This window comes from Allorhizobium sp. NPDC080224, from assembly GCF_050281005.1.
Classification (GTDB): domain Bacteria; phylum Pseudomonadota; class Alphaproteobacteria; order Rhizobiales; family Rhizobiaceae; genus Allorhizobium.
In genome coordinates this window covers 1,653,705-1,670,363 of the sequence record NZ_JBNNWJ010000001.1, presented here as the reverse complement: position 1 = coordinate 1,670,363, position 16,659 = coordinate 1,653,705, and the positions used below count along the sequence as shown (strand labels likewise).

General features: G+C 61.4%; 15 protein-coding genes and 1 pseudogene. 8 read left to right on the top strand and 8 right to left on the bottom strand.

From position 1 onward, the window contains the following. Positions 1-4 precede the first annotated feature (4 nt). Positions 5-1,357, top strand: a complete 1,353-nt coding sequence (gene accC / locus ACQKP1_RS08345) for an acetyl-CoA carboxylase biotin carboxylase subunit (RefSeq protein WP_203015252.1) — start codon at positions 5-7, stop codon at positions 1,355-1,357. A 5-nt stretch (positions 1,358-1,362) separates the two neighbouring features. After that, positions 1,363-1,977: a leucyl/phenylalanyl-tRNA--protein transferase gene (gene aat / locus ACQKP1_RS08340; RefSeq protein WP_427274912.1), complete on the top strand. Its 615-nt coding sequence runs from the start codon at positions 1,363-1,365 to the stop codon at positions 1,975-1,977. A gap of 23 nt (positions 1,978-2,000) precedes the next feature. Here aat and ACQKP1_RS08335 read toward each other — a convergent pair whose 3' ends face one another. The 3 genes from ACQKP1_RS08335 to ACQKP1_RS08325 all read right to left on the bottom strand — a co-directional run bounded on the left by ACQKP1_RS08335 (position 2,001) and on the right by ACQKP1_RS08325 (position 5,523). Further along, entirely contained in the window at positions 2,001-2,738 is a 738-nt protein-coding gene (locus ACQKP1_RS08335; protein WP_427274911.1) for a hypothetical protein, read from the bottom strand. Between the two features lie 3 nt (positions 2,739-2,741). Further along, positions 2,742-3,806, bottom strand: a complete 1,065-nt coding sequence (locus ACQKP1_RS08330; protein ID WP_427274910.1) for a ComEC/Rec2 family competence protein — start codon at positions 3,804-3,806, stop codon at positions 2,742-2,744. A 235-nt stretch (positions 3,807-4,041) separates the two neighbouring features. Further along, positions 4,042-5,523: a phospholipase D-like domain-containing protein gene (locus ACQKP1_RS08325; RefSeq protein WP_427274909.1), complete on the bottom strand. Its 1,482-nt coding sequence runs from the start codon at positions 5,521-5,523 to the stop codon at positions 4,042-4,044. Positions 5,524-5,765: 242 nt separating this feature from the next. Between ACQKP1_RS08325 and ACQKP1_RS08320 the strand changes: the two genes are divergently transcribed. From ACQKP1_RS08320 to ACQKP1_RS08310, 3 genes are all read left to right on the top strand, one after another. Beyond that, on the top strand, positions 5,766-8,045 hold the full coding sequence (locus tag ACQKP1_RS08320) for an FdhF/YdeP family oxidoreductase (protein ID WP_427274908.1): 2,280 nt from the start codon (positions 5,766-5,768) through the stop codon (positions 8,043-8,045). 161 nt (positions 8,046-8,206) lie between these two features. After that, on the top strand, positions 8,207-8,950 hold the full coding sequence (locus tag ACQKP1_RS08315; protein WP_427274907.1) for a cytochrome c oxidase assembly protein: 744 nt from the start codon (positions 8,207-8,209) through the stop codon (positions 8,948-8,950). Further along, a complete protein-coding gene (locus ACQKP1_RS08310; protein ID WP_427274906.1) occupies positions 8,950-9,450 on the top strand; it encodes a CopD family protein in 501 nt (166 codons plus the stop codon). The genes ACQKP1_RS08315 and ACQKP1_RS08310 overlap by 1 nt, the downstream gene beginning before the upstream one ends. Here ACQKP1_RS08310 and ACQKP1_RS08305 read toward each other — a convergent pair. After that, positions 9,428-9,925: a DUF2231 domain-containing protein gene (locus tag ACQKP1_RS08305; RefSeq protein ID WP_427276425.1), complete on the bottom strand. Its 498-nt coding sequence runs from the start codon at positions 9,923-9,925 to the stop codon at positions 9,428-9,430. The genes ACQKP1_RS08310 and ACQKP1_RS08305 overlap by 23 nt on opposite strands. 39 nt (positions 9,926-9,964) lie before the next feature. Between ACQKP1_RS08305 and coxB the strand changes: the two genes are divergently transcribed. The 3 genes from coxB to ACQKP1_RS08290 are packed head-to-tail and all read left to right on the top strand — an operon-like array spanning position 9,965 to position 13,534. After that, positions 9,965-10,675 carry a cytochrome c oxidase subunit II gene (gene coxB / locus ACQKP1_RS08300; RefSeq protein ID WP_427274905.1) on the top strand — a complete coding sequence of 237 codons (711 nt, stop codon included), beginning with the start codon at positions 9,965-9,967 and terminating at the stop codon, positions 10,673-10,675. Beyond that, entirely contained in the window at positions 10,672-13,197 is a 2,526-nt protein-coding gene (gene ctaD, locus ACQKP1_RS08295; protein ID WP_427274904.1) for a cytochrome c oxidase subunit I, read from the top strand. Before coxB ends, ctaD begins: the two co-directional genes overlap by 4 nt. Position 13,198: 1 nt before the next feature. Continuing rightward, positions 13,199-13,534, top strand: a complete 336-nt coding sequence (locus ACQKP1_RS08290) for a hypothetical protein (RefSeq protein ID WP_427274903.1) — start codon at positions 13,199-13,201, stop codon at positions 13,532-13,534. 164 nt (positions 13,535-13,698) lie between these two features. Here ACQKP1_RS08290 and ACQKP1_RS08285 read toward each other — a convergent pair whose 3' ends face one another. The 4 genes and pseudogenes from ACQKP1_RS08285 to ACQKP1_RS08270 form a co-directional block, all read right to left on the bottom strand. Then, positions 13,699-14,733 carry a sensor histidine kinase gene (locus tag ACQKP1_RS08285; RefSeq protein ID WP_427274902.1) on the bottom strand — a complete coding sequence of 345 codons (1,035 nt, stop codon included), beginning with the start codon at positions 14,731-14,733 and terminating at the stop codon, positions 13,699-13,701. Between the two features lie 121 nt (positions 14,734-14,854). Then, on the bottom strand, positions 14,855-15,094 hold the full coding sequence (locus tag ACQKP1_RS08280) for a hypothetical protein (protein WP_427274901.1): 240 nt from the start codon (positions 15,092-15,094) through the stop codon (positions 14,855-14,857). A gap of 539 nt (positions 15,095-15,633) precedes the next feature. Next, positions 15,634-16,068, bottom strand: a pseudogene (locus ACQKP1_RS08275) (DUF2155 domain-containing protein); the annotation flags it as partial. Positions 16,069-16,161: 93 nt separating this feature from the next. After that, positions 16,162-16,560 carry an NADH:ubiquinone oxidoreductase subunit NDUFA12 gene (locus tag ACQKP1_RS08270; RefSeq protein ID WP_427274900.1) on the bottom strand — a complete coding sequence of 133 codons (399 nt, stop codon included), beginning with the start codon at positions 16,558-16,560 and terminating at the stop codon, positions 16,162-16,164. Between the last annotated feature and the right edge of the window lie 99 nt (positions 16,561-16,659).

Here is a 16,659-nt window from a genome sequence, read left to right as displayed (position 1 = left end):
TCCGATGAGCGGTATCTCGAAAATCCTCATCGCCAACCGCGGCGAAATCGCGCTGCGCGTGCTTCGCGCCTGCAAGGAACTCGGCATTGCGACCGTGGCGGTCCATTCGACCGCCGACGCCAATGCCATGCATGTGCGCCTTGCCGACGAAAGCGTGTGCATCGGCCCGCCGCCGTCACGCGACAGCTATCTCAACATCCACCAGATCGTGGCTGCCTGCGAGATCACCGGTGCTGACGCAGTCCATCCGGGCTACGGCTTCCTGTCGGAGAATGCCAAGTTCGCCGACATCCTCGACGCCCACGGCATCACCTTCATCGGACCGACGGCGGAGCATATCCGCCTGATGGGCGACAAGATCACGGCGAAGAAGACCGCGGTCGAACTCGGCATCCCGGTCGTTCCGGGCTCGGACGGCGAAGTGCTGCCCGAGAACGCGATGAAGATTGCGCGCGAAATCGGCTTCCCCGTGCTGATCAAGGCGACTGCCGGTGGCGGCGGCCGCGGCATGAAAGTGGCGAAGAACGAGGCCGAGCTGGAAGAAGCCGTGTCGACGGCCCGTTCCGAAGCGCTGGCCGCTTTCGGCAACGACGCGGTCTACATGGAAAAATATCTCGGCAAGCCGCGCCATATCGAAGTGCAGGTTGTCGGTGACGGCGCGGGCAATGCCATCCATCTCGGTGAACGCGACTGCTCGCTGCAGCGCCGCCACCAGAAGGTCTGGGAAGAAGCCAATTCCCCTGCCCTCAATGTCGAACAGCGCATGAAGATCGGCCAGATCTGCGCTGATGCGATGAAGAAGATGAAGTACCGGGGCGCCGGCACGATCGAATTCCTCTACGAAAACGGCGAGTTCTTCTTCATCGAGATGAACACCCGCCTGCAGGTCGAGCATCCGATCACCGAAGCCATCACCGGCATCGACCTCGTGCACGAGCAGATCCGTGTCGCCTCCGGCGCCGGCCTCTCGGTCACGCAGGATCAGGTCGTGTTCTCCGGCCATGCCATCGAATGCCGCATCAATGCCGAGGACCCGCGCACCTTCGTGCCGTCGCCTGGCACGATCACGCATTTCCATGCACCGGGCGGCCTCGGCGTTCGCGTCGATTCGGGCGTCTATGCCGGCTACAAGATCCCGCCTTACTATGACAGCCTGATCGGCAAGCTGATCGTGCATGGACGTACCCGCGTCGAATGCATGATGCGTCTACGCCGCGTGCTCGACGAATTCGTCGTCGACGGCATTAAGACGACGCTGCCGCTGTTCCAGGATCTCGTGGCCAATCAGGACATCGCCAACGGCGACTACGACATCCACTGGCTGGAACACTATCTGGCCGAAACCTCGGCCAAGTAAACACGATGGCTGGGCGACGCAGCAGGGACCGAAGCATTACGCCGGAGCTCCTGCTGCGCGCCTATTCCATCGGCATGTTCCCGATGTCGGAATCGGCCGATGACCCCGAACTCTTCTGGGTCGAGCCGGACATTCGCGGGATTATCCCGCTCGACGGTTTCCACGTCTCGAAAAGCCTGCAAAAGGCGATCCGCAAAGCCCCCTTCGACATCCGCTTCGACACCGCCTTCGACCAGGTGGTGGCCAAATGCGCGGAAGCGGCAGACGACCGGCCGAGCACCTGGATCAACCAGACCATCCGCGACCTCTACAGCGCACTGCACCGCCTCGGCCATGCCCATAGCGTCGAAGCCTGGGAAGGCGACGAACTCGTCGGCGGCCTCTACGGCGTCACGCTTGGCTCGGCCTATTTCGGCGAGAGCATGTTTTCACGGCGCACCAATGCCTCGAAGATCTGCCTGGTGCATCTGGTGGAGCGGTTGCGGGAACGCGGGTTTACGCTGCTCGACACGCAGTTCACCACCGAACATCTGAAGACGTTCGGGGCGGTGGATATTCCGAAGACGGAGTATGGCCTGTTGCTGGACCGGGCGATGGAGAGCGAGACGTTGAGGTTTTAAGGTCGCGCGGAATTAAAAGTGTTCTATCCTTTGGGCGCCCTCTCGTCTTCGGCCATGAGTGTTTCGCAGGAAAGCGCTAACTGCCGCCCGTATTGGTCCGACGCATCGCGCACGCTGCCCTCAGAAACTGCAACGAGGAAAAAGACCGCATGAAGACCTGCTACAACTAAGACCGCGCCGTATTCTGTCGTGGACCTCCAGTCCGAGGCACTTATCACCCATATACTAGCGGCAACCACCGTGGCGTTCAGTGACAGCCCAACCCATTTGAGACCTAGAAGGTTGCGACGAAACCCATAGACCACGTTCTCTTCGAAGAGCACCTTGTATTTTGAATGATCACGGGTTCGCTCTCTTAGCCAATTTCCGGAGAGCAAATAAAATTCATCGGCTTTGCCCGGCTCCTGCGACTCAAGAGCTTCTGTTGGAGCCTTTTCCTCTAGCTTCCGTGACAAATAGGCGTGATACCGGGCCTTGGATTTCGCATCGATCTGCTTGTCACGGTGCCTCAACACCGTGGGAAAGGGACGCCCTCCAGAGTTACCGAACATCTTCCGTTCCACACTACGGCCCAGACGCCGTGAGAGATCGGAAAAACCGAAGAACAGCACAGCAATCGCAGTGCTGATGAGCAACTGCGGCGCGCCGATGGTCTCCGACCTGCCTGCAAATTGCGCTAACGCAAAAGCGATGCCAGGGGCTATGGCAAGAACCGCTGGGAAGAGCCTAGCTCGTACGACGTAACTGTCAATCCATTCCATTCTTTACTCTGAGTAGTTGGAGTAGAAGGGCAACGGAGCAATCGGCTGCATACCGGATCGGCCACCCATTTCGCTATAGTGGCAGATCCAGCTGTTGTCGGTTTTGAAGACGGGATAGCCCCGCCGCAGGTAAGCATTGGAAACTCGGCGTCTCGGATAATCTGGCTTGTTTGCGCCAACGCAACAGAATGCGGTGCCGCGCGGCGTACTACCCTCGGGAAGCACCGTTCCCAACCAGCGATCCAGAACAGATGGCGTTACATTTCTTCGACTCCCATGATGCGGCACCTGCACGAATGTAGGCGGAGCGAGCATGCCGATTGCATACGCTGCATCTGCAGCCCTGTGGAGCGCATCAGGACCGGCATCCGCGGTGAGAAGCGCGGTTCGTCCGTTGAAATCAGCAATCTGCACCAGGCAAGATTCATTCGAGGCAGAGGTAGGAGAAGGATTTTCTTCGAGTGCTTCAGATCCCCACGTTTCAAAGAAGTGGGCTAACTGTTTGACCGCTTCACCGATCTTTGCGAGGAACCCCTTAACAGGAGTCACATAACTCGTTGGGGTGCGATCAAACTTAGGAATAAGCTCCAGGTAGCGCTGGCGCGTCGGAGCTAGCACTGTGAAAGCACCAATCTGAGTGTAGGTGAAGGCATCCCTTATTGGGATTCCTTTTTTATTCGCCAGATCCTCTAACTGAACTAGTAGCGGGTAAGCATCCCGTATGGCTTTGGTCAGCCCATCCACAGTGAAATTCCCATGGAATGCGCCGATTATTTCAGCAGAAAACCGCCAAGGCCGATTCATCCATACTGTTCCAACATCATAATGCTCGACAACTTTGATTAGCCCAGCAACATGATCGTTGTCCGCGTGCGAAAGCACAACATGATCAATGAATTTCGGAGCCCCGTAGTATGCGTTAATATGATCAATAATCTTCTGGCCCGTGGGACCGTAGCCGCCGTCAACCACGTACATCGTATACCCCGAAAAGGCATCACCATGGCGAATACAGATCGCGTCACCGTTACTTTCTCCGACAGATAAAAAATCGATTTGATAACCCATGACGCAACCCCTCTTTAGCATGGGTTACACCATGCAATTCTTAAGGGCAAGATTACCAGGTGTTCGAAACCACAACTGCTATTCTTCCGCGTATGAACCGACCTAACTTGGCGTAAGCATCGAAACTCGAGACTTAGTTCAGTCACCCACTGATGAAACAGCTACCGTTCTAGGTCGACCGATTCCCCCCTCAAGACCTTCAACCACGATGCCAGGGAGCAAGCGACGAACTCTCTCAACGAGTCCGCCGCCTCGGTCGCTTCAACATCCCTCTAAACAACCCCCGCTTCTCGATCGGCTCAAACACCGCTTCGGAGCCTTCCGGGTCGAGGATTTCGTGGTCCGCGAGCCATTGTTCGAGGTCTGAAATCGCCGGTGTCTCGTAGGGCTTCAGCGTTTCGCCCCCTGCGGCCTCGTTTTCTGCCCTCAGCGTCTCGATGGCTGAAATCAGCGAGCCGCCTTGGGCGATGGCCCGGTCGATGGCGTCGGGTGTAACGCCTAAGTGCTCGGCCAGCAGGTCGTTGCGGAAGCTTGTGATCTTCGCCGACAGGTCTTCCGAACCGCCCGCCTCAAGCGCCACATCGCATTCCTGGTCGAAGCGCATCGAGCGGTTGTTGATGTTGGACGAGCCGACGCGGAGATATTTGTCGTCGACGATCATCAGCTTGGCATGCACGTAGATCGCCTGCCCCCCGGCGGTGACCGGGTGATAGATTTTGAAGCGTCCATGGTCGTCGTGTCGGCGCATGGATTCGGCAAGCCGGGCGCGGGCCGTGTCCATGGCGATCGTGCCGAGCCAGTTGTCCGAGGTCGTCGGATTGATCAGCACGAATTCCGGCCCGTCCGGCTCGGCGAGCCTCCGCGCGATGGCTTGTGCGATGGCGCGCGAGGCGAAATACTGGCTTTCGGCATAGACGGTGTGTCGGGCCACGTTGATCATGTCGAGATAGAGCTGCTCGATCTCGGTGACGGCAGTCTCGTCCTGATAGGCGGGGCTGGTGCGGGCAATCGCAATGTCGACGCGGCCGAAGGAGAAGTTCGGCGCCACCTCTGCCTGAGCCGTCTCTGCCGCGACCGGCACAACATCCTTGCCGCCGGCACGGATCCAGCGTTGGCGGCAGAGTTCGCCGAGGGCCAGGGCTGCCGGACCGGTGAAGCGACTGGAGATGTCGTGCCAGGGGCCGTAAGGCTTGCCGTTCGGGCGGCGTCTGTCGGGGTTTTCGTCGAGATGCTCGCGCGTATCCCAGCGGTCGAGCGTCACGTCGATACCGCCGCAATAGGCAACGGCATCGTCGATCACCAGCATTTTCTGGTGATGCGAACTGCCGAGCGGATGTTTGCCGTCCAGACGGACGGAAATCTGCTTGTTCCACTTCCAGCGCAGAAGATAAGGCAGGTTCGATGGCCTCGCCCAGCTGGCAAGCGGCGCCGGGCTCCACAGCAGGATCTTGATTTGCAGCCCCGGGGTGCGGCGGGCAAGCCAAAGAAGGAAGTCGCCGACCGCGCGCGGGGCTCCATCATCGACTTTGGGATGGCCAAGGGTGATCGAGGCATCGAAATCCCAGCCAACGAAGTAGATCACCCGCTTCGCCGCCATCATCGAGGCACGGATCGAGGCGAAATAGTCATTGGCATCGATCAGGATCGAGAAGTCGTCAGCTTTCTCGATACGCCAGCTGTTCCGGGAAGGCGAAAAAAGGGAGGGAGGCGCCATCATTTACTCCAGACACGGGGTCGCAACACTCGGCTAGCTTAACCGGCGCGTCAGGTCCAGCCTTAAGGGTAGCGGTCGCTGTCCGGCTTGCAAGCGGCGGAGTTGAAGAATGCCCGGTGCATTTCGCACGCAATATGGGGCCTCACCCGTTTGTGTGCCACGCGCAGGCTGTTGTTCCTTGTCCGGCGCAACCAATCGAGCTTCCAGTCGTTCTCCCTTCGAAACACTTTGGAAGGGAGCGGATAATGGCGAAGGATGATGCGACGGTGACGTATGACGGGCCAGCAGGCGGTTGGGGTTCGCTTCGGGGCATTGCCCGGATCGCCGGTGACGAAGGCATCAGCGCCGGGGCGATCGCGACACTTCTGGAGCAGAACAAGCCGGGTGGCTTCGCCTGCGTCTCCTGCGCCTGGACGAAGCCCGCCGATCACCATTTTGTCGAATTCTGCGAAAACGGTGCCAAGGCAACGCTCTGGGAGCTGACCAGCCGAACGGCCACTCCGAACGTCTTTGCCCGGCACAGCGTGACCGAGCTCAAGACTTTCAGCGATTACGATCTGGAGCAATTGGGACGGCTGACCCATCCGATGCGTTATGACCGGGCGAGTGACCATTACGTGCCCTGCTCCTGGGACGAGGCATTCGCCGAGATCGGGCGCGAGTTGAAGGCCATGAACCCGAAGAAGACCGTCTTCTACACCTCCGGCCGCGCCAGCCTTGAGACGTCCTATTGCTGGGCGCTGTTTGCCCGCGCCTATGGCCACAACAATCTGCCCGACAGTTCCAACATGTGCCACGAGACGACGTCAGTGACGTTGAAAAAGGTGATCGGTTCGCCGGTTGGCACTGTCGTTCTCGACGATTTCAAGCATTGCGATGCGATCTTCTTCTTCGGCCAGAACACCGGCTCGAACAGCCCACGTTTCCTGCATGTGCTGCAGGCGGCAGTCAGGCGCGGCTGTCGGATCGTGACCTTCAATCCCGTCCGCGAGCGGGGGCTGGAGAAAATGATCAACCCACAGGAGCCGACGGCAATGGTGACGGGCAGCGAGACGTCGCTTTCCTGCCAGTATCACCAGGTGAAACCGGGCGGCGATATCGCCGTGCTGCTGGGGCTCTGCAAACATGTGTTGGCCGCCGACGATGCTGCGCAAGTCGACAATCGTCAGGTCATAGACCGCGCCTTCATCGCCGAGCATACCGTCGGCTTCGAAGAGTTCGAGGCACGGCTGAGGGCGCTCGACTGGGCCGAGATCGAGGAGGTGTCCGGGCTCACGCGTGCAGCGATCGAGGCGGCGGGGACTGTCTATGTCGAAGCCGAAAACACCATCGGCATCTATGGCATGGGCCTCACCCAGCATGTGCATGGCTTTGAGAACATCTCGACCTACGTCAACCTGCTGCTGATGAAGGGCAACATCGGCCGCGAGGGTGCCGGCATCTCGCCGGTGCGTGGTCATTCCAATGTCCAGGGCCAGCGCACCGTCGGCATTGCCGAGAAGCCGGAACTGGTGCCGCTCGACCGGCTGGCCGAGGTGTTCGACTTCTCGCCGCCGCGCGATAAGGGTATGAACACGGTCGAGGCCTGCGAGGCCATTCTCAAGGGCGAGGTCACGGCCTTCATCGCGCTCGGCGGCAATTTTCTGCGCGCGATCCCCGAACAGAAAGCGATGGAGGAGGCCTGGCCGCGGCAGCGGCTGACGGTACAGATCGCCACCAAGCTCAATCGCGGCCACCTGTTCAACGGCGAAATCGCCTATCTCCTGCCCTGTCTCGGGCGCAGCGAGATGGATCCACTGACCGGCCATCCGCAGGTGGTGTCGATGGAAGACAGCCTGAGCTGCGTTCACGGCTCCGTCGGCAAGCGCACGCCAGCGAGCGAACACCTGAAATCGGAGATCGAGATCGTCAGCCGGCTTGCCGAGGCGACCCTGCCGCAGAACCCGAAGATGCTGTGGGGCCACTGGGCGCGCGACACGGCCTCCGTCCGCGATCTGATCGAGAAGACCTATCCCGAGGAATTCCGCGACTTCAACACCCGCATCTTTACGCCCGGCGGTTTCTATCGCGGCAACTCCGCCCGCGAGCGGCAGTGGAAGACGGAGAGCGGCAAAGCCGAGTTCATCACGCCCGAGATGCTCTCGGCCACCGGCTTTCAGCCCGCGCCGGGCCGAATGAGCCTGGTGACCCTGCGCAGCAACGACCAGTTCAACACGACGGTTTATGGCTATAGCGACCGCCTGCGCGGCATAGAGGGCAAGCGCGACGTTCTGCTGATCAGCCCCGCCGAGATCGAGCGGCATGGGCTCACCGTCGGGGAACGAGTGACGCTGGTCAGCGATGCCGAGGATGGGGTCGACCGTCGCGTCGGCGGGCTCGAGGTCATGCCCTTCGACCTGCCGGATGGCTGTGTCGGCGGCTATTATCCCGAGCTCAATCCGCTCGTGCCGCTTGCGCATCACGACCGCGCCTCGAAAACACCTGCCTACAAGTCCGTTCCGGTGCGGATCGAGCGGGGCAGCTGAGGTCGTTCCGTCAGGCTTTTCCCCAGACTTCTGCGCCGATGGAACAATTGGCATGGAACAATGTTGCACGACGCGTGTTGCCCTCGCAGGGCGGCGGCCAAGCGGAAGGTGCGCATGCGTGGGGCAATGACCGACTTTGACGGCGATTCGGGACTGACATCATGAACCTCGATATCTATTGCGGCCCGGCGCCGACACCGGAGATGCTCTGGCGTGACTGGAACTTCGACCCGCCGCTGCTTGCGGCAATCGGCGCTGTCTTCGTGCTGCTGATGACCACGGCCAGCAATCCGCGGCAACGCATGGCAGCTGGCGCCGCACTTCTCGTCATGCTGCTCGCCTTTGTCTCACCGCTCTGTGCGCTCGCTTCCGCGCTGTTTTCGGCCCGTGTGCTGCATCACATCCTGCTTGTCACGTTCCTCGCCCCGCTCATCGTCCTTGCGATCCCGCCGAAGGCGCGCGAGCGTCAGCCCCTGCCGGCGCAGCTCTCCTTCCTGGTGCACACGCTCCTGATGTGGACCTGGCATGCCCCGGAGCCCTATCTCTTTGCTCTGTCTTCGCCTGCCGCCTATTGGCTGATGGAACTGACGCTGATCGGATCGGCGGTCTGGCTCTGGTACGACATTCTCTCGCCACGGCGCACGGTCGGGCCTTCGGTGGCGCTCCTGCTCGGCACGACGATCCAGATGGGCATGCTGGGGGCCTTGCTGACCTTTTCACGCGAGCCGCTGTTCGCTGCCCATATGGACACGACGCATCCCTTCGGCCTCTCACCGCTCGCCGACCAGCAGCTCTCTGGCCTTCTGATGTGGGTGCCGGCGGCCCTGCCCTATCTCTTCGCCGCCCTTCTCAAACTGCGCAGCCTGTTTGCCGGTCGCAGCTTCGACAGCGAGGCGCCACGCTGATGATTGCCATACTGAAATTCGTCCATATCGCGGCCATTGCCATCTGGACTGCGGGGCTGATCAGCCTGCCGAGCCTTTACGTGCAGCGGGCACATGTTGAGAACGACGATGCGCTCTACCGCATGCAGCGGATGACACGCTTTGCCTTTGTCGTGCTGATCTCGCCGGCGGCCTTCATTGCGGTCGCAAGCGGGATTGCGCTGAGTTTCATGCGGGAAGTCTTTGCGCCCTGGTTTTCGTGGAAGCTCGCCTTTGTCGGGCTGCTCGCCATCTTCCACGTCTTTTCCGGCCTGGTGGTCATCCGGCTGTTCAAGAAGGGTGAGGTCTATCCGGCCTGGCGCTTTGTCGTCGCGACGGCGAGCTGCTGCGCCGTGGTTCTGGCGATCCTCATTCTCGTACTCGCCAAGGAGGCGCCCCAGTTCACCCTGCCGGCGGTGATGTATGAGCCGGGCGGGCTGCAGCGCCTCCTTGAGCCATTCAATCCTTGGGCGACACCATGAGGCCGATTCCGTGATCGAAGATCAGCTTACCACCGTGCCAGCCAGCAACACCGGTCAGGACGGCCGCCAGAACCGAAAGCAGCATGCCATGCGGCAGAACCACATTGGGATCGATGAGCCGCAAGCCCCAGTTGGCGCCGGCAACAGAGATCAGGGTAATCGCCGCGATCGCATGGGCCCAGCTTGCGGCACGGGCGCGAATACCGGGGACCAACAGAAGCTCGGCGGTTCCGACAAGCCCGGCCGCCACGCCAGCGAGGAAGGCCGTACCGGAGGTCCACAGGCCGACGCGCAGCCAGAAGGGATCGGCGCTGAACCAGTAGAAGACGTCGACGGCAAGCGTGCCGAAGACCAGCGCGATCGGGAAATGCACGCTCATGGCATGCAGCGGGTGGCCGGCAACAGCCACGGCGGACGTCTTGTCCTTCTCCTCAAGCTGTTCAATGACGGGGTTCGCTTCATCGGTCTCAGACATATTGGCCATAGGAGCCCTCCTTTTGCGGGGGAAAGGCCGATGCGGGCTCGAATGTTCCACCGCATCGCTTTCCTCGGCGTGATCGGCCTTACCCTGACGGCCTGTTCGGGCGATCTGTCAACGCTGGACCCAGCCGGCCCCTATGCCGGAGCAATCGCCAATCTCTGGTGGATCATGCTCATCGGATCCGGTCTCATTCTGGGGCTCGTGCTCGCGCTCCTCGGCCTCGTCTTCTTCAAACCCGGCTTCGGACGCAGCCTCTCGCCCAAGGGCTGGATGATTGCCGGCGGGTTGTTTCTGCCCATTCCCGTGCTGGTCGCCCTGATGGCCTATGGGATGGCGCAAGGGGAATATCTGATCGGAGCCTGGCAGAACGAACCGGTGGTCGCCCGTGTCGAGGCACATGGTGCCATGTGGCATTGGGGCTTCCGCTATCCGGATCTCGGGGACGACGTGGCGACGGACGGCACCTTGCATATTCCGGCCGGCGGCGTGGTGGAGGTGCGGGTCACCAGTGCCGATGTCGTGCACAGCTTCTGGATCCCGAGGCTCGCCGGTAAGATCGATGCCGTTCCTGGACACGAGACGGTCGTACGCATCAAGGCCGATGTGCCGGGCCGCTATGGCGGCATCTGTGCCGAATATTGCGGCACCGGCCATGCCGGCATGCGCTTTACCGTCGAAGCCCATCCGCCCGAAACCTATCGCCAACGTCTGACCGCACTTGCCGCAGGAGTGTCCGCACCATGAACGACGCCAGACCCGAGACGGGCTATCAGACACCGGAAACGGCGATCCGGCTGCACCATGAGCTCGACGCCGTCTGGGGCTCGGGCCATGGTCTGGAGAGGCTGTCGGCGGTGAACCACACCGTTGTCGGCAAGCGCTTCATGGTGACGGCACTCGTGTTCTTCGCGATCGGCGGCGTACTCGCTATGCTGATCCGGGCACAGCTCGCCTCGACCAACAGCGCCTTCCTCGATGCCGCCCAATATGCCCAGGTCTTCACGATGCATGGCGTCATCATGATGTTCCTGTTCGCCATCCCCTTCTTCGAGGGGCTGGCACTGTATCTCCTGCCGAAGATGCTGGGCGCTCGCGACCTCGCCTTCCCGCGCATGTCGGCCTACGGCTACTGGTGCTACCTGTTCGGCGGCTCCTTCCTGGTCGCAGCGCTCATTTTCGGTATTGCGCCCGATGGCGGCTGGTTCATGTATACGCCGCTCTCCTCCCGCCCTTACTCGCCGGGCATCAACGCCGATGTCTGGCTGCTCGGCATCACCTTCGTCGAGATTTCGGCGCTGGCGGCAGCGATCGAGATCATGGTGACGATCCTGAAGCTCCGGTCACCGGGCATGTCGCTCACCCGGATGCCGATCTTCGCCTGGTACATGCTGGTCGTCGCAGGAATGATGATTATCGGCTTTCCGCCGCTGATCCTTGGTTCCATCTTGCTGGAGGTGGAGCGGGCCTTCGACCTGCCCTTCTTCGATCCGACACGGGGTGGCGATCCGCTGCTCTGGCAGCACCTGTTCTGGCTGTTCGGCCATCCCGAGGTCTACATCATCTTCCTGCCCGCCGCCGGCGCGCTGTCGACCATCATTCCGGTCCTGTGTCGCACGCGGCTGGAGGGCTACGGCCTGATCGTCGCCGCCATCGTCGCCATGGCGTTTCTCTCCTTCGGCCTTTGGGTGCACCACATGTATACGGTGGGCATTCCGCATGTGGCGCTCTCCTTCTTCTCGGCGGCCAGTGCGCTCGTCGCCATTCCCACCGGCATCCAGATCTTCGCCTGGCTTGCGACCATGGCGCATGGCAGGCCGCGCTATTCGATCCCCATGCTGCATGTCTTCGGCTTTTTCTTCGTCTTCGTGGCGGGTGGCCTGACTGGTGTGATGCTGGCCATGGTGCCCTTTGACTGGCAGGCGCATGACACGCATTTCGTCGTGGCGCATCTGCATTACGTGCTGGTCGGCGGCTTCGTCTTTCCGATGATGGCAGCGGCCTATTACTGGCTGCCGCACATCACCGGGCGCCAGCCCGTGCAGCACCTGTCGAAGCCCGCCTTCTGGCTGGTCTTCATCGGCTTCAATGTCACATTCTTCATCATGCACCTGACGGGCCTGCGCGGCATGCCGCGCCGTGTCTTCGAATACCCGCAGGCAGCCGGCTGGGAGGTCTTGAACTTCATCTCCTCGGTCGGCAGCTTCGTGATGACGATCGGCTTTGCGCTGGTGGCCCTCGACCTGATCATGCTCATTCGCCATGGCCGGCCATTCCGGCGCGACCCCTGGGAAGCCGGAACGCTGGAATGGGCGACGCCCACGCCGCCGCCATCCTACAATTTCGGCTCGCTGCCGCATATCGACACCCGCGCCGATGCGCTCAAACCGCACAGCCTTGGCCCGGAGCTTGCCGCCGGACGCGGTTATCTCGGCTTCATGCGCAATGGCTGGATGGAGACGCTGACGGTCGACATGGTGAGCGGCCGCCTCGACCATGTGGTCGTGCTTCCCCGCCCCACCTATCTGCCACTGTGGACGGCGATGGCCACGGCGGCCTTCTTCGCCAGTCTGCTCGCCAAGCTCTACTGGCTGACGCCGGTCGCCTTCGTCGTGGTCATCATCTTCTTCTTCCTGTGGACGCCGGCGACGGGGCTGAAGCAAGATATAGGCCCGCTTGAGGTCGGGCGGGGCGAACGGGCCCTGCATCACCAGGAAGTGGCGCAGCCGCCCTCGTGGTGGGCCGTGGTCTTTGCCCTTGCCGCCAATGCGACGCTCTACACGTCACTGGTGTTCGGTGCCCTCTTCCTCTGGCTATCCGCCCCCAACTGGCCGCCGCCGGATCTCGACTTCACCTTTGTCCTGCCGTCGCTGGTCGGTGCTGGCGCCCTCGTCATGGCAGCGATCGCGGGACGCTTCGCCGATGGTCAGCCCGGCCGGACGGTCACGAGCCTGGCGGTAACGCTTGGTGCGCATGTGATCAGCGTCGGTGCGGTCTCCGTTCTGCTGATGTGGATCCCTGCACCGACTGCGCATGCAGCCTCCGCTTCAGCGTTTGCTGTCGCCTTTTACGTTGCGCTGCATGCAGCGATCGGCGCGGTGCTGGCGATCTACGGCTTGTGGCGTTGGAACAGCGGATACATCGGGCCGTCGCGTGTGCTCGATCTGCGCATTGGTCGGCTCTGGCACGACTACACGGCCGTGGCCGGCCTGATCGGACTCGCCTTCCCCTTCGTGTTGCAGAGCCTGACCGGGATCGGAGGGCGATGAGATGAAGGTGTCCCCGTTCCTCCTGCTACTGACAGGCTTCGTAATCTGGTCAGGTGCCTTCCTGCTTCTTTATGGGGTGCAGGCAACCGGATGCCATCTCGGCTGGCACCAGATCGATGTCGGCCCCATCTCGGCGCTGCGGCTGTTGCTCGCGATGATGCTCGTCATTGTTCTGGCGCTGATCGGTGGGCTACACTGGTTTGCGACCAGGGCACTCACAGATCCGCAAACCGATGAGGTACGGCTGCTGCACAAGATCGCCGGGATGCTGCAGGCGGCCGCCCTGGTTGCGACGCTGATCACCTATGGCGGGGTAATGTGGCTGACCTTGTGCTAGTGGCTCGCCTCAGCCACGGCCAGCCGCGACGATCTTCGCGATGCAGATCTTGCTCTCTTCCCTCATCGCTTCAAACGCCCGCTTCGCCGTCGCCGGCGGCCATAGCTCTCTCGCGCCTGTCATAGAGCGGCGGCTGGGCTACTTTAGGGTCGCCGTGATCTCGCTTATTGCGGGATCGGCGCCCTCATCGTGCAGACGAGGCCGGTCGGGTGATATTCGACGCTGACCTGTCCGGCGAAATCGGCAGCGAAGATCCGCGAAATAAGCTTCGAGCCAAATCCTTGCGTCTTTGGCTCATGCACATGCGGCCCACCGCTTTCCTGCCAGATGAAATGGAAAGCTTCGTTGGGATTGTCAGCCCTGCGGTCGACCTGCCAGCGAATGTCAATCTTGCCATTGCCATCGGAGAGCGCGCCATACTTCGTCGCGTTGGTGGCAAGCTCGTGGATGGTGAGCGCCACCGTCAAAGCGTGTTTGGCGGTCAGGTCGAGATCGTGACCGGAAATCGAGAACCGCTGCTCGCTCTGCACATGCGGGCGCAGCGCGTTTTCGACCACGGCACGGATCGGTGCATCCTGTAGGGCTTTCCTCGAAATCATGTCATTGGCCTCCGCCAGCGCCTGCAAGCGACCCGTAAAGGCATCGCGGCGATCACGGATGTCGTCGCCCTTCAGTGTTTGGCGCGCGATAGCGGTAACGATGGCGAGCGTGTTCTTGATGCGGTGTTGCAGTTCACCGTTCAAAAGCTCCAACCGTTGCCGGGCGTCGGTAACGTCGGAGATGTCCTTGGATATCGACAGGATATGGGAGGGGCTGCCATCGGCGTTGAAAATCGGTGCCACCTGAACATCCCAGAAGCGGCTATTGCCCTTCACGGTGTTCGCTTCACCCACGAAGCGCGATGGCTTTCCGGCAATCGCCGCTTCCACGGCCTGTCTAGCGGCGGTGTTGCCGTCTCCACTCCAGAAATCCGGCCAGGGGCAGCCCTTGAGCGGGGCAAAGTCGTCAACTTCCATGACCTGCTTGCCGCCTTCGCTCATGAATTGCAAGCGACCCTGGAGATCGAGCACCTTGATGCAGTCGCCGCAGCCGCTCAGGACCGCCGCAAGAAACGCATCGTTACCGACCAACAACGGATCAGCCGCTGTCAGTTCGCCAACCATGCTGTCAACGGCACCAGCCGTCGTTGTGGACCGCATCACAGGGTCATCCATCTCGAATATCGGTCCAATTCAAAAAGAAAATATCCGGCTGAATCCTTGCTATCAAAAACGACAGGTGGCAACCCAGAAACGTCATGCCAGGGACGTGAAGGCTCTGTCAGTTCACCGCCAAGTCCGCTGTCTCGCCGTAGGCGATGATCAGCTTGGGGCTGGTCATATCGCCGCTCTCCTCGTCGACCTGGATGGAATAGGCGGCGACGCCGAGGTGCCGCGCGGACATGGCGGTAGCGATCTTTTCGGCCGAAGCGGCGCTGGAGGCCTGCCGCATCTCGCCGGGCACGATATTGCCGCGGTTCTTCTTGAAGGGAAGGACGATGAATTTTTCAGAGAGAGACATGGGTGAACCCCTGTTCGTTCGCCTCTTGTTCTCCCTATCGGGGAGGATGTCAACCGCGAAGCGTCTCGCCGTTGAGGCGCCTGCTGAAAGGCGCTGTGGTTTCCCGGGAACCGCTGCTCTTAGGTAAAACTCTTGTCGAAGTCGGGCACCGCCTAAGCAGAGGGAGAACGCACCGCGCGAAAACAGGTGCGGCGCCCGGTAGTCCGGAAACGCAGCGATCGTGTCTGGTATGACCGACCTTAATCGCCTCAGAAGAGACCGACGCCCGGAGGCGGTGTCACCTGGGTCGGTGGCGGCAGCGGCTGGCCGTCCGGAATGAGATCGTCCTGCTGCAGACCGTCCTGCTCCGGCAGCGCGCCTCCGAAGACCTCGTCGGGGACTTCCACCGGTGCGTCGAGCGGCGGAACGACGGTCTGGTTTGGATCGGCACCCGGTACCGTGGCCTGGGACGGATCCGTGACTGCGACACCCGGATCTGCCGAGGTTACGGTCGGCGCCGGCGTTGCGGCGTCTGCGGGCTTGGCCGGTTCCGGAGCAACCTTGGCGACGGCCTCGACACCAGGCGGCGGGGGAACTTCCGACTCCACCTTGCAGCCGGTCAGCCAGACGTCATAAATCGGATGCTCGACGGCATTCAGCGCCGGGCTATCGGCAAACATCCAGCCGGAGAAGATGCGGCGGATCTTGCGGTCCAGCGTGATCTCGTCGACCTCGATAAAGGCGTCGATCTTCTGGGCTTCCGTTTCGTCGCGCGAATAGCAGACTTTCGGCGTCACCTGCAGGGCGCCGAACTGGACCGTTTCGTTGACATAGACGTCGAAGGTGGTTATGCGGCCGGTGATCTTGTCGATGCCGGCGAATTCGGCGACGGGATTTTCGAGGCGAGCGGCATCAGCCTTGCCAGCCAAGCCGAGCGATGCCGTGGCGGCAAGCCCGAGAACCGGAATGGCCCATGCCCATGCACTCAACTTCATCGTTCCGCTCGCTTTCGTCGATCCACTTGAGCCCAGACACAAGAAGGGCCTCACGATAGAGGCCCTAATGCCGGATTATGGCCAAATCGGGTATCAGCTGCCCGGCGTCCAGGCATCGTAGTCGCCGGTGACGCGCGGACGCTCGCCGGTGGCGGAAATCGAGCCCTGCGGGCGATAGGCGGCAGCCGTGCCGGTCTGGTTCGGGCGATGCGCCTTTTCCCATTCACGCGGCTTGTAGTCTTCCTGCGACGGCGGCGTGTCGGTGCGGTAATGCATCCAGCCATGCCAGCCGGCAGAAATCTTCGAGGCTTCGGCATAACCGTTGTAGATTACCCAACGCTTCGGCTGGCCCCAGCTCGTCATCGGGCCTTCGTAATAGACATTGCCGAACTCGTCTTCGCCGACGCGCTTGCCGTGACGCCAGGTAAAGAAGCGGGTCCCCATGGTCTGACCGTTCCACCAGGTGAAGATCTGCAAGAGAAGCTGCTTCATGTCTTATCCTTGGGCAATTACCGCAGGCCGCAGGACGGCCTTGTCGATCCTTCGTCGCTTATGCCGCCTCACTCTCGGCTTGTCCAGTGATTCCCCGTC

What these genes read in the sequence shown, in the direction of transcription:
- accC (WP_203015252.1), top strand. Translation starts at nt 5, where the DNA reads ATGAGCGGTATCTCGAAAATCCTCATCGCCAACCGCGGCGAAATCGCG.
- aat (WP_427274912.1), top strand. Translation starts at nt 1,363, where the DNA reads ATGGCTGGGCGACGCAGCAGGGACCGAAGCATTACGCCGGAGCTCCTG.
- ACQKP1_RS08335 (WP_427274911.1), bottom strand. Translation starts at nt 2,738, where the DNA reads ATGGAATGGATTGACAGTTACGTCGTACGAGCTAGGCTCTTCCCAGCG.
- ACQKP1_RS08330 (WP_427274910.1), bottom strand. Translation starts at nt 3,806, where the DNA reads ATGGGTTATCAAATCGATTTTTTATCTGTCGGAGAAAGTAACGGTGAC.
- ACQKP1_RS08325 (WP_427274909.1), bottom strand. Translation starts at nt 5,523, where the DNA reads ATGATGGCGCCTCCCTCCCTTTTTTCGCCTTCCCGGAACAGCTGGCGT.
- ACQKP1_RS08320 (WP_427274908.1), top strand. Translation starts at nt 5,766, where the DNA reads ATGGCGAAGGATGATGCGACGGTGACGTATGACGGGCCAGCAGGCGGT.
- ACQKP1_RS08315 (WP_427274907.1), top strand. Translation starts at nt 8,207, where the DNA reads ATGAACCTCGATATCTATTGCGGCCCGGCGCCGACACCGGAGATGCTC.
- ACQKP1_RS08310 (WP_427274906.1), top strand. Translation starts at nt 8,950, where the DNA reads ATGATTGCCATACTGAAATTCGTCCATATCGCGGCCATTGCCATCTGG.
- ACQKP1_RS08305 (WP_427276425.1), bottom strand. Translation starts at nt 9,925, where the DNA reads ATGTCTGAGACCGATGAAGCGAACCCCGTCATTGAACAGCTTGAGGAG.
- coxB (WP_427274905.1), top strand. Translation starts at nt 9,965, where the DNA reads ATGCGGGCTCGAATGTTCCACCGCATCGCTTTCCTCGGCGTGATCGGC.
- ctaD (WP_427274904.1), top strand. Translation starts at nt 10,672, where the DNA reads ATGAACGACGCCAGACCCGAGACGGGCTATCAGACACCGGAAACGGCG.
- ACQKP1_RS08290 (WP_427274903.1), top strand. Translation starts at nt 13,199, where the DNA reads ATGAAGGTGTCCCCGTTCCTCCTGCTACTGACAGGCTTCGTAATCTGG.
- ACQKP1_RS08285 (WP_427274902.1), bottom strand. Translation starts at nt 14,733, where the DNA reads ATGCGGTCCACAACGACGGCTGGTGCCGTTGACAGCATGGTTGGCGAA.
- ACQKP1_RS08280 (WP_427274901.1), bottom strand. Translation starts at nt 15,094, where the DNA reads ATGTCTCTCTCTGAAAAATTCATCGTCCTTCCCTTCAAGAAGAACCGC.
- ACQKP1_RS08270 (WP_427274900.1), bottom strand. Translation starts at nt 16,560, where the DNA reads ATGAAGCAGCTTCTCTTGCAGATCTTCACCTGGTGGAACGGTCAGACC.